The sequence below is a fragment of the Streptomyces sp. NPDC005962 genome (assembly GCF_040629205.1).
Taxonomy (GTDB): domain Bacteria; phylum Actinomycetota; class Actinomycetes; order Streptomycetales; family Streptomycetaceae; genus Streptomyces.
On record NZ_JBEXVE010000018.1, the window covers coordinates 62763 to 75239 of the forward strand.

The window sequence follows — 12477 nt, forward strand, 5'->3', positions numbered from 1 at the left end:
ATGCCGGTCCTGTCGCGGTGATTCATAACGGCATCATGCCGTGGCCAGGCGCATGACCGCGGCGTCGGTCGCCTCGGCCGCCGGAAGGACGCCTCGCTGCCGCCCCCGGCTGAGGACGAGCACCCGGTGGGACAGGCCCAGGACCTCGTCGAGGTCGGAGCTGACCACGACGACGGCCATGCCGGAGCGGGCCAGGTCCGCGATCACCTCGTAGATCGCGGCGCGTGCGCCGACGTCGATGCCGCGGGTCGGCTCGTCCAGGATGACGACCTTGGGCTTGCGCTCCAGCCACTTGGCGATGACGACCTTCTGCTGGTTGCCGCCGGAGAGCGTCCGCACCGGCTGCCCGGCCCGCCCCTTGACGGTCATCAGGCTGATCGCCTCACCGGCGACCGCCGCCACCCGGCGCGGGCTCAGCCAGCCGCGGCGGGAGATGCGGTCGAGGTTGGGCAGGGCCACGTTGTCGCCGATCGACAGGTCCAGGACGGCGCCCTGGCCCTTGCGGTCCTCGGGCACCAGCACCACACCCGCCGCGATGGCGTCCTTGGGCCCGCGCAGCCTCAAGACCCGGCCGTCGACGGACACCGTGCCGCCGGTCACCGGATCGACGCCCGCGACGGCCCGCACCAGTTCGGTACGGCCCGCGCCCACGATGCCCGCGATGCCGAGGACCTCGCCTTCGTGGACGCTGAACGACACATCCTGGAACGAGGGGCCGGTCAGGTTCCGCACCTGGAGCACCTCCCGGGGGCGGGCGGTTCCGGTGTCGGGGAAGATGCGCTCGATGCTGCGCCCGACCATCTCCTCCACCAACTGGACCACCGGCACCTGCGCGGTGTCGTGCGCGGCGACGAGCTGTCCGTCGCGCATCACCACGACGCGGTCGCAGATCCGGGCGATCTCCTCCAGCCGGTGGCTCACATAGACGAACGACATGCCCTCAGTGCGGAGGGCATCGATCCGCTCGAAGAGGTGTTCGGTCTCCTCGCCGCCGAGGGCGGCCGTCGGCTCGTCGAGGATCAGCAGGCGCGCGTTCAGGGTCAGCGCCTTGGCGATCTCGACCTGCTGCTGCTCGGCCACCCGCAGGGTGCGCACCAGACGGGTCGGGGAGATGTCGAGGCCCAGCCGCCGCAGCTGTTCTTGGGCCCGCCGGTTCATCTCGCCGCGGTCGATCCGGCCGCCCCGGCGCAACAGCCGTCCCAGGAACACGTTCTCGGCCACGGACAGGTCCGGCAGCAGGCGCATCTCCTGATGGATGAGGCCGATGCCGTGGCTGATGGCGTCCCCGGGGGACTTGGGTTCGTACGGCCGTCCCTGCCAGGTCATTCCGCCGGTGTCGGAGGGGAAGGTGCCCGCGATGACGTTGGACACGGTGGACTTGCCCGCGCCGTTCTCGCCGAGCAGCGCCACCACTTCCCCGGGGCGCACCTCCAGGTCGAACCGGTCGAGCGCCTGGGTGACCCCGAACCGCTTGGATATCCCCTGTACGACCAGCCCCGGGGAGGGCTCCGCCGCCGGGTGCCGACTGACGTCTCTCATCGTCGTCACGCCTCCGCCCTGCTGTCGTCTACGGGTGGGTGTTGATGAACTGGGTGGCCTTCTTCTTGTCCTTGCTGGTCAGGAGGAAAGCGGGCTGAAGCTGTTCGGCCGGGACCTTCTTGCCCTTGATGATGTCCACGACGGTGTTCACCGACATCCGGCCCATCTTGCGCGTCTGCTGCACCATGGTGGCGTCGATGGTGCCCTGGCGGACCGCCTTGAGTCCGGCGACGTCCCCGTCGAAGCCGACGATCAGGTGTTTCTTGTGCGAGCCGGACGCCTTGACGGCCTGGGCGGCGCCGAGCGCCATCGCGTCGGCCTGGCCCCACAGGATGTCGATGCCGGGGTGGGCCTGCAGCATGTCCTGGGCGACGGAGTACGCCTTGTCCTGTGCCCAGTCGGCGGGCTGCTGGGACACCACCTTGATGCCGGGCGCCTTCTTGAGCGCCTGACCGAACCCCTTCTGCCGGTCCACCTGCGGGGTGGTGCCGATCTGGCCCTGGAGGATGGCGAGCTGCCCCTTGCCACCGGACTCCTTGGCCACGTAGCCGCCCAGCGTCCGCGCGGCCGCGACGCTGTCGCTGGCGATGAACGACTTGCCGGGCTCGCCGGGTGGGTTGCGGTCCACGGTGACGACGGGGATCTTGGCCCGGTTGGCCGCCTTCACGGGGACCCCGGCCGCCGTCGCGCCCGCCGGGATGTAGACGATGGCGCTCACCTGACGGCTGATGAAGTCCTGGATCTGGTTGACCTGGGTGGCCGCGTCGCCGTGTGCGTCGGAGACGATGACCTTGATGCCCTTCTTCTTCGCCTCCGCGGTCACGGACTGCTTGATCTGGTTGAAGAAGTCGGCCTGGAGGTTGGCCACGGCCAGCCCGATGGTGATCTGCTTGCCGTCGGCGGTCTTCGCACCGCCGCCGCCGCGTCCGCAGGCGGTGGCGCCCGCGACCATGGTGACCGCGATCCCGGTGGCTATGACGACGCGTGTCGTCACTCGTGTGTTCATGGGAACCAACTCCTTGGCTTGTGCCCGGGGGGAGAGGAGAAGAGGGGAGAGAAGAGGGGAAGAGGTAGGGAACGGGGCGCGGTCAGCGCGTCTCGCGGCGGCGGAGCACATCGAGCATGACGGCCAGCGCGATCACCAGCCCGATGACGATCTGCTGGATGAACGGCGAGACGCCCAGCAGGTTGAGGCCGTTGCGCAGGACCCCGATGATCAGCACGCCGAACAGGGTTCCGGTGACCGAGCCGACACCGCCGCTGAGGCTGGCCCCGCCGATCACCACGGCGGCGATGGTGTCGAGTTCGTAGCCGGTGCCCGCGCTCGGCTGGGAGGAGTCCAGACGCATCGTCAGGAAGATCCCGGCCACGCCCGCCAGCAGACCGGTCACGGTGTAGACCAGCACGGTCCGCTTCTTGACGTCGATCCCGGCGAGCCGGGCCACCTCGGCGCTGCCGCCGATCGCGTACAGGGCGCGGCCCCCGCTCCGGTAGCGCATATACGCCCACCCCGCCACGTACAGCGCGGCGAGCACGGCGGTGCACGCGGTGAAGACGCCGACGAACCGGGTGGTGGACAGGTTGTCGAACCAGTCGGGGAACCCGACGATCTGCTGACCGTCGGTGATCACGTTGGCCAGGCCGCGGGCGATCGACATCATGGCCAGCGTGGCGATGAACGGTGGCAGCTTGGTGTAGGTGATGCCCAGTCCGTTGGCGAGCCCGCACCCGCCCGCGACACCGATCGCGACCACCGCGCTCAGCCACAGCGGCCACCCCTGGTCGTGCGAGAGCCAGCCGACCACCATGGTCGCGAGGGCCAGCGTGGCGCCGACGGAGAGGTCGATGCCGCCCATGACGATGACCGCGGTCATGCCGAGCGCGAGCAGACCGAGGACGGCGGTCTGGTCGACGATGTTGAGCAGATTGCTCTGGGTGAGGAAGTACGGCGTCGCGATGAAGAAGACGACGCACATGGCGAGCAGGCCGAGGGCGGGACCGCGCGATCCGGTGAGGACGCCCGTCACCCAGGACGGCAGCCGGGGGCGGGGGTTGTCCGGTGAAGGTGGGGTTACGTCAACGGCCGTTGCGGCGTTGCCGGTCGTGCTCATCGAAACCTCCGAGTGGTCTCCGACGTCGTCGGAGCTAGTTCATGAACATCCCGCCGTCGACGTTGATCGTCTGGCCGGTGATGTACTCCGCCTCCGACGAGGCGAGGAAGAGCAGCAGGTTGGCGATGTCGTCAGGGGTTCCGGCGCGCCCGAGGGGGATTCCCGCGATCCACTCGGCCATCAGTTCCCCGGGGGCGTAGCCGCCGAGCAGCCGGCCCCACGCGCGGTCGTTGTAGTCCCACATGTCGCTGCCGACGATCCCGGGGGAGTAGGCGTTGACCGTGATCCGGTCCGCGGCCAGCTCCTTGGCCAGGGATTGGGTGAGGCCGACCACCCCGAACTTGCTGGCCGCGTAGTGCGGTGTGTAGACGAACCCCTGCCGCGCCTGTCCCGAGGCCGCGTTGAGAATGCGCCCGCCGCGTCCGTGCCGACGCATGGCGGCCGCGGCGGCCTGGGCACACAGGAAGGTTCCGGTGGTGTTGACGGCGAGGACCTTCTGCCAGTCGTCGTGGGTCAGATCCTCAAGTTTGCTGATGGTGATGATGCCCGCGTTGTTGACCAGGACGTCGAGCCGCCCCCAGGCGGACTCGGCGAGCGCGAAGGCACCGGCCACGTCCTCGGGGGAGGTGACATCGGCCCGGACGCCGAGGGTCTGGGTGCCGCTGTCGGCGGCCAGCTCCCGCGCCGTGTCCTCGACGGAGGCGGCCGCGTCCACCAGCAGCACGTTCGCGCCCTCGCCCGCGAACCGGGCGGCGATGCCCAGCCCGATGCCGCGCGCGGCCCCGGTGACCACGACTCCCTGTCCCGCGTATCGCGCTGTCATGACGCTCCTTCGACGGCCGAGGCCTCGGCGATGCGGTGTGGTGCGGCGGCGGTCCGCGGCGGGAGTGGTGGGGGTTCCGGGGTGGGGCCGTACTCGCCGCCGGACGGGCCGTACTTAGCGGTGGCGGCCTGGAGGCGGGCGCGCCGTACCGCCGTGTGCCAGTGCGCGACCCTCCTGGTCCGGGCGGCCTCGTCGCCGTGGGGCGCGTAGCTCTCGCGGGGGCGCTCCAGCCGTTCCAGGGCGGCCCGGTCCCACACCCCTCGGGTCAGCCCCGCGAGGTGGGCGGCGCCCAGCGCCGACAGGTCGCGGGCCAGGGCCCGTTCGACGATCCGCCCGCTGGTGTCGGCCTGGAGCCGCATCAGCACCGGGTTGCCGGTCGGCCCGCCGTCCGCGAGCAGCCGGGTGACGGGGCCGGTCTCGCGCTCGACCGCCGCCACCACGTCCTCGACCTGGAACGCGATCGACTCCAGCACGGCCCGCGCGAGATGCCCGGCGTGGGTGCCCAGGGTGAGACCGCTGATCAGCCCCACCGCGTTCTCGTCCCACCAGGGCGCGCCCAGACCGCCGAAGGCGGGCACGACGACCACGCCCTCGCTGCTGTCGGCGGCCAGCTCCGCCAGTTCGGCGGGGCCGCGGCCGAGCACGCCCGCCAGCCAGTTCACCGTGGCGCCGGTGGAGCGTACGTTGCCCTCCACCGCCCAGGTCGGGCTGCCGCCGGTCTGCCAGGCGACGGTCAGGCACAGCCCGGAGGAGACCCGGGCCGCGGAGGGGACGACGGCCATCACCGACGACCCGGTCCCGTACGTCGCCTTGACCGTCCCCGGCGCCCAGCCCGCGTGGGCGAACAGCGCCGCGTGGGAGTCGCCGAGCACGGCCGTGACCGGCACCCCGTCGGCCAGCGGCGCCAGTCCGCGGGTGCTGGGGAAGGGGCCCTGCGACGGTACGACCTCGGGCAGCACCTCCGGCGGTACGTCGAAGATCTCGGTCAGCCGCCGGTCCCAGGCGCACCGGCGGACATTGAGCAGCTGGGTGCGCGCCGCGTTGCCGACCTCGATGAGGTGGGCGCCGCCGAGCTTGAACAGCAGCCAGGAGTCGACCGTGCCCAGGCACAGTTCGCCCGCGCGGGCGCGGCGGCGGTCGGGGTCGTAACGGTCCAGCAGCCAGGCGGCCTTGGGGGCCGAGAACATCGGGTCCAGCGGCAGACCGCTGACCTCGCGGACCAGCTCCGCGCTGGGCACGGCCCGCAGCAGCGCCGGATCGCCCGCGGTGCGCTTGTCCAGCCAGCTGATCAGCGGACTCAGCGGTTCACCGGTCGCCCGGTCCCACAGCAGCAGCGATTCGCGCTGGGTGCTCAGGCCGATGGCGGCGACGCGCGAGGCGTCCTGGCCGTCGAGGCAAGCGGCGACGGCCCGCCCGCAGCCCGCCCAGATCTCCTCCGCCGACTGTTCGACCCAGCCCGGGGCGGGGGTGGACAGCTCCAGCGGGACGGAGCCGCGGGCGACGATGTCCCCGCGCCGGTCTACCAGGATCGCCTTGGTCGCGCTGGTGCCCTGGTCGATGGCGAGGACGAGCGGTTCAGCGGTGCTCATGGGACAGCAGCTCCCGGACGGCGGTGGCGATGCCGTCGGCGGTCAGGCCGAAGTGTTCCAGCAGGAAGGAGGCGCTGCCGGTGGGGGCGAACCGCCGGGGCACTCCCAGAATCCGCATGGGCACCGGACGGTTCTGGGCGACGACGCTGGCCACCGCCGCGCCGAGCCCGCCCGTGGTGGTCGCCTCCTCGGCGGTGACGATGCCGCGGGTCTCGCGGGCGGCGCGCAGCACCGCGTCGATGTCCATCGGCTCGACGAAGGTCATGTTCAGCACCCGCAGGCCGATGCCCTCGGCGCGCAGCGCCTCGGCGGCGGTGAGCGCCCGGGAGACCATCGTGCCGACGGCCATCACCGTGATGTCGTCCCCGTCGGTCAGCTGGAGGGAGCGCCCGGGGTGGAACGGCGCGTCCTCCGGGGTGACGGCGGGGATCTTGAACCGGGGGATGCGCAGATAGACCGGGCCGTCGTGGGCGGCCGCCCAGCGTACGGCGGCGCGGGTCTGGGCCGGGTCGGCCGGGACCGCGACGGCGAGGTCCGCGATGGCCCGCATCCACGACAGGTCCTCGATCGAGTGGTGCGTCGGCCCCAGCTCCCCGTACGCCATGCCGGGGCTCTGACCGCACAGGATGACGGGCAGCCCGTTGTAGGCGGCGTCGGTCTTGATCTGCTCGGTGGCCCGGCCGGTGAGGAACGGTCCCGCCGCGCTGACGAAGGGGATGAGCCCGCCGTTGGCCAGCCCGGCCCCGACGCCGACGAGGTCCTGCTCGGCGATACCGACGTTGATCAGGCGGTCGGGGTACAGCTCCCGGAAGCGCACCAGGTTGCTCGATCCCACCGAGTCGTTGCAGACGGCGACGATGCGCGGGTCCTCGGCGGCCAGGGCGATCAGCTCCTCGGCGAAGGCCTGGCGGCAGTCGTAGGTCCGGGCGGCGTTCTCGGGTATGAGTCCGGTGGTCATCGGTTCAGCTCCTCCAGCGCGGTGCGCACCTGTCCGGCGTCGGGCACCTTGTGGTGCCACTCGACCCGGTCCTCGATGAACGACACGCCCTTGCCCTTGACCGTGTTCGCGATGACCGCGACGGGTCTGCCGGTGGGGGAGGGGCGCAGCGCGGCCAGCAGTCGCGCGTGGTCGTGCCCGTCCACCTCGCGTGCCTCCCAGCCGAAGCTGGTCCACTTCTCCGCCAGCGGCTCCAGCCGCTTGGTCTCCTCGGTGCGGGCGCCCTGCTGGAGGCGGTTGCGGTCGACGATCGCGGTGAGGGAGCCGAGGTCGTAGTGGGCGGCGGTCATGGCCGCCTCCCAGTTGCTGCCCTCCTGCAGCTCGCCGTCGCCGAGGACGACGTACGTGCGGTACGAGCGGCCCGAGAGCCTGGCGGCCAGGGCGCAGCCGACCGCGACGGGGAAGCCGTGGCCCAGCGGTCCGGTGTTGGTCTCGACCCCCGGGACCTTGGTCCGGTTCGGATGGCCGTTGAGCGCGGAGAGCGGCGCCATGAAGGTGGACAGCTCGGACAGCGGGAAGTAGCCGCAGTGGGCGAGCGTGGCGTACAGGGAGGCCGCGCAGTGCCCCTTGCTGAGGATGAACCGGTCGCGGTCGGGCCCGTGGGGCCGGGCGGGGTCCACGTCGAGCACCCGTCCGAAGAGGGTGACGAGGATGTCGGTCACCGACAGATCGCCGCCGATATGGCCGAGTTGTGCCTTGTCGATCATGTGCACCACGCTGCGGCGCACTTCGGCGGCCAGCTGCTGGAGCTCATGGACCTGTGCGTCCGGGTCTTCGGTGTCTTCGGTGGCGATGCGGTGGCGGCGCGCCCGGAACCGTTCGGCGCCGACTGGATCTGTGCTGAGCATCTGCACGTCCTTGGAGTGAATATTTATTCACTAGTGAATTGTGGTGCTCGAAAAGTAGGTCGTGTTTCAGCCATGTGTCAATGGGTTGCGCAGTGGCCGGATGAGGCGGGAGGGAGTGAGGTGCCGGGCGCCGCAGGCGTTCACGCCGAAGCCATCGTCCGGCCGCCACCGGGTCATCTCATGTCGGCGGCGCGTGATTCGATGACCACATGTTCGATGACTTTCTCGCCAGTGATCTCTCCGAGGTGGAGCAGGCGGTGCGCACGGCGGCCGCCGTGGAGATCATGCCGCGCTACCGGCAGCTCGCCGCCCACGAGATCGTGGAGAAAAAGGGCCCGCACGACCTGGTGACCATCGCCGACCGGCAGGCCGAGGAGCACCTCACCGGCTCGCTCACCGCGCTGCTGCCCGGGTCGGTCGTGGTGGGCGAGGAGGGCGTGCACGCCGATCCCGGACTCCTGGCCCACCTCGGCGGCGACGCGCCCGTATGGATCGTCGACCCGGTGGACGGCACCCGGCAGTTCGTCCGCGGCGAGCCGGGCTTCTCCACCCTCGTTGCCCTCGCCCACCACGGCGAACTCCTCGCCTCCTGGACCTACGCCCCCGCCCAGGACCTGATGGCCGTCGCACGCCGCGGCCGGGGCGCCGTGCTCAACGGCGAGCCGCTGCGGGCCGGTGCCCCGGAGCCCGGCAAGCCGCTCGAAGTGGCCATATCCCACTACGACTTCACCACCGAGGGGGAGAAGCGCGCCCTGTCCGGGCTGCGGACCGACGGCGTGGCACCGCGCCCGTGCGGCTCGGCGGGTCTGGAGTATCTGAACATCGCCCGAGGCCATCTCGACGCGATCGCCTTCACCTGGGAGAACGCCTGGGATCACGCCGCCGGGCTGCTGCTGGTCGCCGAGGCGGGCGGGACGAGCGCGACGCTCTCCGACGAGCCGTTCCGTATCGCCGGAGGCAACGCGCTTCCCTTCACGGCGGCACGGAACGAGGCGACCGTACGGCATATCCTGGGCTTGCTGGCCGCCGCCGGCTGACTGTTTTACGGATCTTCGCGGATCTTCGAGGACGCCGGTCCTCAAGGACGCTGTTCCGGGGCGACGAGGAGGAGGCCGACGTGCCGTCGATGCTCGACGCGGTAGTGGTGGGTGCCGGGCCGAACGGGCTGACCGCGGCGGTCGAACTCGCCCGCCGCGGCTGTGCGGTGGAGATCTTCGAGGCCGCCGGGGCGATCGGTGGCGGCTCCCGCACCGAAGAGCTCACCCTGCCCGGCTTCCGGCACGACCCCTGCTCCGCCGTGCACCCCCTCGCCATCGGCTCCCCGGCCTTCGACCGGATGCCGCTCGGGCGGCACGGCCTGGAGTGGCTCCACCCCGAGCTGCCGCTCGCCCACCCCTTCCCGGACGGCAGCGCCGCGGTGCTGGCCCGCTCGGTCGGCGAGACCGCCCGGTCGCTCGGCCCGCGCGACGCGGGGGCGTACCGCCGCCTCCTCGCGCCCTACCTCGGCAAATGGTCGACCTTCGCCCCCGACGTGCTGCGCGCCCAGTGGGACGGGGTCGCGCGCGACCCGCTGACCTGGGCCCGCTTCGGGCTCAACGCCGTCCAGCCGGTCTCGCTCCTCGGCCGCCGCTTCCGCGGCGAGAAGGCGCGGGCCATACTCGCCGGGCTCGCCGGTCACGCCATCGCGCCCACCAGCGCCCCCGCCACCGCCGGTCTCGCCCTCATCTTCGCGATCGCGGCCCATGAGGTCGGCTGGCCGGTCCCGCGCGGCGGCTCGCAGTCGATCGCGGACGCGCTCGGCTCGTACCTGAGCGAAGAGGGCGGCGTCATCCACACCGGCGCGGAGGTCAAGCGGCTCGACGAGCTGCCCCCGGCCCGTGCGTACATCTTCGACACCTCGCCGCGCGCCCTGGCCCGGATCGCGGGGCTCGGCAACGCGTACCGCCGCTACCGGTACGGGCCCGGCGCCTTCAAGATCGACTACGCGCTGGACGGGCCGATGCCCTGGACCGCGCCGGACGCCCGCCGCGCCGGGACCGTCCACATCGGCCCGACCGCCGGTGAGATCGGCACCGCCCTGCGCTCCGCGTTCGACGGCCGCCCCCCGGCCGTCCCCTTCCTGATCTCCGCCCAGCCCAGCCTGATCGACCCGACCCGCGCCCCCGAGGGCAAGCACACCTTCTGGGTCTACGGCCACGCCCCCAGCGGCTGGACCGGGGACCTCACCGACGCCATCGAGCGCCAACTCGACCGCTTCGCCCCCGGCTTCCGCGATCTGGTGCTGGCCCGCGCCACGGCCGGACCCCCCGAACTCGCCGCCCGCAACGCCAACTACATCGACGGCGACATCGCCTGCGGCGCCTTCGAGGGCCTTCAGTCCGTCATCCGCCCACGGCTCGCCCGCGTCCCCTACGCGACGCCCCACCCCGCGGTCTTCCTCTGCTCCTCCGCCACCCCGCCGGGCCCCGGCGTCCACGGCATGTCGGGCCACCACGCGGCCCGCGCGGTGTGGCGGCGGCTGCGGGGACGGTAGCCGCCGCCGGTGGCGGGGACCCGCCATGGGGGAGCGGGTCCACCGGCGTTCTACGGAGCGGTCTTATACCAGGCGGTCGAGGCCACGGTCCGGTTGTCGCAGATGAGGACGGCCCTGCTCTGACGGCCGTTGAGGTTGTTGACCACCTTGGTGTAGGCGTAGTCGATGCCCGGGTCGACCGTCTCCAGCACCCATACGATCTTGGAGCTGTCGAGCCGGTTGCTGTGCGCCGCGCAGTCCCGCGGCGCGTTCTCGACACGGGCGAACGAGCCGCAGCCGGAGCTGTAGAAGTACTTGAGGGTGATGGTGCGCCCCTGGTAGACCGCCGTCTTCGTCGCCCCGCCGGGCACTCTGGGCTGGGTGTAGCGCCCCGAGCACGGGGTCTGCTCGGGGTAGAGGCCCTCGTTCGGCAGATTGCCGTAGCTCGCGCTCTGCACGGCCGCGGCCTCGGCCGTGAGCGGGGTGAGGGCCGCCAGGCCGAACGCGAGGGCGGCGCCGAAGAGTGTGCGTCGCACGGCGCGTCGGCGGGGGCCCTGCTCGGCCTGGTTCGTCGTCGGGGTCATGTCCGTCTTCCTCCCGGAGGTCGGATGGGTACGAGTAGGTGGAAAGCACCTCCAAGGCTGCCCAGTCATGACCCGGTCCGCCATCACCATCGATCCGCGCCTAAATAAGCAGACCAGATCGTGAAGTGAGGAAATTCGGTCGATCAGACGATCTTCCGGGTGTGTCGTGGCATGGCCACTTCACGGAGTGCCACCCCGGGCGACCGGCCCTCCCGCCCGTGTGGGTCTACCCCGTGCGGCGCGGCCCCGGCCGGTGGCCGCCGCAGGGGGCGCCGTCGGCCTCCCGGCACACCCTCGGCTCGCCGCTGGGCCGGGGGCGGGCCGCCGTTCCGCGGGCGGTCGAGGGCGGCTGCACCACGAGCGAACTGGCCCGGCGTACCGGCGTCACCCGGCCACCGCAGGCGAGCACGCCCGCATTCTGCGCGACGCGGGCCCGCTGGCTTCCGTACGCGACCGCGACACGGTCCCGCACACGCCCACCCCACTGGGCATGGACCTGCTGGCCGCGAACCCCTCGGGGGCTAGTGCGGGATGGTGTCGATGACCTCGCGCGCGCCCTGTCGCAGCAGGGCCACCGCGACCGATGTGCCCAGGGTGGCCGGGTCCAGCGGGCCCGCCCATTCGTGCGCGTCCAGCACCGTCTTGCCGTCCGGGCTGAACACCCGGGCGCGCAGCGACAGCCGCCCGTCGCGCTCGGCCTTGGCGTAGCCCGCGATGGGGGAGTTGCAGTGCCCCTGGAGCACGTGCAGCAGCATCCGCTCGGCGGTGATCTCCTTCCACACATCGGCGTCACCGAGCCCGGCGACCGCCTCGATCGTGGTGGTGTCGTCCTCCCGGCACTGCAGCCCCAGCACCCCGGCCCCGATGGGCGGGCACATCGTGTCCACGGGAAGGATCTCGCTGATCACGTCCGTGCGGTCGATCCGCTCCAGCCCCGAGACGGCCAGCATCAGCGCGTCGCAGTCGCCCGCCGCCAGCTTCTCCAGCCGCCGGTTGGCGTTGCCGCGCATCGGTACGCACTCCAGGTGCGGGTGGGTGACGGCCAGTTGGGCGACGCGCCGCACCGACGAGGTGCCGATCCGGGTCCCCTCCGGCATCTCGTCCAGCGTCAGCCCCTCGGGGTGGATCACCGCGTCCCGGAGGTCGTCCCGCTTGAGGTACGCCGCGAAGACCGTGCCCGCGGGCAGCGGCCGGTCGGCGGGCACGTCCTTGATGCAGTGCACCGCGAGATCCGCCTCACCGGCCAGCAGCGCGGCGTCCACCTCCTTGGTGAACGCGCCCTTCCCGCCCAGCTTCGACAGATCGCCCATCCACCGGTCGCCGGACGTCGTGACCGGCACGACCTCCGTACGGATACCGGGCCGCAGCGCGGCCAGTTCGGTGCGGACCCGCTCGACCTGGGCGAGGGCCATGGGCGAGGAACGGGAGACGATGCGGATGAGTTCGGCGGACGACATGGCGTAGAGGATAGGCC

The 12477-nt window shown here is 71.9% G+C and carries 12 protein-coding genes; 2 read left to right on the forward strand and 10 right to left on the reverse strand.

Annotated features, from left to right (window positions below; translation table 11 throughout):
* Positions 1–33 precede the first annotated feature (33 nt).
* The 7 genes from ABZ370_RS27015 to ABZ370_RS27045 all read right to left on the reverse strand — a co-directional run bounded on the left by ABZ370_RS27015 (position 34) and on the right by ABZ370_RS27045 (position 7907).
* A complete protein-coding gene (locus tag ABZ370_RS27015; RefSeq protein WP_358625662.1) occupies positions 34–1539 on the reverse strand; it encodes a sugar ABC transporter ATP-binding protein in 1506 nt (501 codons plus the stop codon).
* Between the two features lie 28 nt (positions 1540–1567).
* Positions 1568–2545, reverse strand: coding sequence for a sugar ABC transporter substrate-binding protein (locus ABZ370_RS27020; RefSeq protein WP_358625664.1), 978 nt, complete (start codon positions 2543–2545; stop codon positions 1568–1570).
* Positions 2546–2627: 82 nt separating this feature from the next.
* On the reverse strand, positions 2628–3650 hold the full coding sequence (locus tag ABZ370_RS27025; protein WP_358625666.1) for an ABC transporter permease: 1023 nt from the start codon (positions 3648–3650) through the stop codon (positions 2628–2630).
* Positions 3651–3684: 34 nt separating this feature from the next.
* Positions 3685–4473 carry a glucose 1-dehydrogenase gene (locus tag ABZ370_RS27030; RefSeq protein ID WP_358625668.1) on the reverse strand — a complete coding sequence of 263 codons (789 nt, stop codon included), beginning with the start codon at positions 4471–4473 and terminating at the stop codon, positions 3685–3687.
* Positions 4470–6062 carry an FGGY family carbohydrate kinase gene (locus tag ABZ370_RS27035; protein WP_358625670.1) on the reverse strand — a complete coding sequence of 531 codons (1593 nt, stop codon included), beginning with the start codon at positions 6060–6062 and terminating at the stop codon, positions 4470–4472. Before ABZ370_RS27035 ends, ABZ370_RS27030 begins: the two co-directional genes overlap by 4 nt.
* Positions 6049–7020, reverse strand: coding sequence for a transketolase C-terminal domain-containing protein (locus ABZ370_RS27040; RefSeq protein WP_358625672.1), 972 nt, complete (start codon positions 7018–7020; stop codon positions 6049–6051). Before ABZ370_RS27040 ends, ABZ370_RS27035 begins: the two co-directional genes overlap by 14 nt.
* A complete protein-coding gene (locus ABZ370_RS27045; RefSeq protein ID WP_358625674.1) occupies positions 7017–7907 on the reverse strand; it encodes a transketolase in 891 nt (296 codons plus the stop codon). Before ABZ370_RS27045 ends, ABZ370_RS27040 begins: the two co-directional genes overlap by 4 nt.
* A 209-nt stretch (positions 7908–8116) precedes the next feature.
* Here ABZ370_RS27045 and ABZ370_RS27050 point away from each other — a divergent pair, with 209 nt between their 5' ends.
* Entirely contained in the window at positions 8117–8944 is an 828-nt protein-coding gene (locus tag ABZ370_RS27050) for an inositol monophosphatase family protein (protein WP_358625676.1), read from the forward strand.
* Between the two features lie 80 nt (positions 8945–9024).
* The gene (locus ABZ370_RS27055; RefSeq protein ID WP_358625678.1) at positions 9025–10440 is read left to right on the forward strand and encodes an NAD(P)/FAD-dependent oxidoreductase; all 1416 of its coding nucleotides are present in this window, start codon (positions 9025–9027) and stop codon (positions 10438–10440) included.
* Positions 10441–10490: 50 nt separating this feature from the next.
* Here ABZ370_RS27055 and ABZ370_RS27060 read toward each other — a convergent pair whose 3' ends face one another.
* The 3 genes from ABZ370_RS27060 to hemC all read right to left on the reverse strand — a co-directional run bounded on the left by ABZ370_RS27060 (position 10491) and on the right by hemC (position 12460).
* On the reverse strand, positions 10491–11003 hold the full coding sequence (locus ABZ370_RS27060) for a hypothetical protein (protein WP_358625680.1): 513 nt from the start codon (positions 11001–11003) through the stop codon (positions 10491–10493).
* 226 nt (positions 11004–11229) lie between these two features.
* Positions 11230–11475 (reverse strand): hypothetical protein, encoded by a 246-nt coding sequence (locus ABZ370_RS27065; RefSeq protein WP_358625682.1) that lies wholly within the window; start codon positions 11473–11475, stop codon positions 11230–11232.
* A gap of 49 nt (positions 11476–11524) precedes the next feature.
* The gene (gene hemC / locus ABZ370_RS27070; protein WP_358625684.1) at positions 11525–12460 is read right to left on the reverse strand and encodes a hydroxymethylbilane synthase; all 936 of its coding nucleotides are present in this window, start codon (positions 12458–12460) and stop codon (positions 11525–11527) included.
* Positions 12461–12477: the final 17 nt, after the last annotated feature.

Bases quoted from the DNA above. Each gene is read 5' to 3' on its own strand.
- ABZ370_RS27015 (WP_358625662.1), bottom strand. From the start codon at position 1,539: ATGAGAGACGTCAGTCGGCACCCGGCGGCGGAGCCCTCCCCGGGGCTG.
- ABZ370_RS27020 (WP_358625664.1), bottom strand. From the start codon at position 2,545: ATGAACACACGAGTGACGACACGCGTCGTCATAGCCACCGGGATCGCG.
- ABZ370_RS27025 (WP_358625666.1), bottom strand. From the start codon at position 3,650: ATGAGCACGACCGGCAACGCCGCAACGGCCGTTGACGTAACCCCACCT.
- ABZ370_RS27030 (WP_358625668.1), bottom strand. From the start codon at position 4,473: ATGACAGCGCGATACGCGGGACAGGGAGTCGTGGTCACCGGGGCCGCG.
- ABZ370_RS27035 (WP_358625670.1), bottom strand. From the start codon at position 6,062: ATGAGCACCGCTGAACCGCTCGTCCTCGCCATCGACCAGGGCACCAGC.
- ABZ370_RS27040 (WP_358625672.1), bottom strand. From the start codon at position 7,020: ATGACCACCGGACTCATACCCGAGAACGCCGCCCGGACCTACGACTGC.
- ABZ370_RS27045 (WP_358625674.1), bottom strand. From the start codon at position 7,907: ATGCTCAGCACAGATCCAGTCGGCGCCGAACGGTTCCGGGCGCGCCGC.
- ABZ370_RS27050 (WP_358625676.1), top strand. From the start codon at position 8,117: ATGTTCGATGACTTTCTCGCCAGTGATCTCTCCGAGGTGGAGCAGGCG.
- ABZ370_RS27060 (WP_358625680.1), bottom strand. From the start codon at position 11,003: ATGACCCCGACGACGAACCAGGCCGAGCAGGGCCCCCGCCGACGCGCC.
- hemC (WP_358625684.1), bottom strand. From the start codon at position 12,460: ATGTCGTCCGCCGAACTCATCCGCATCGTCTCCCGTTCCTCGCCCATG.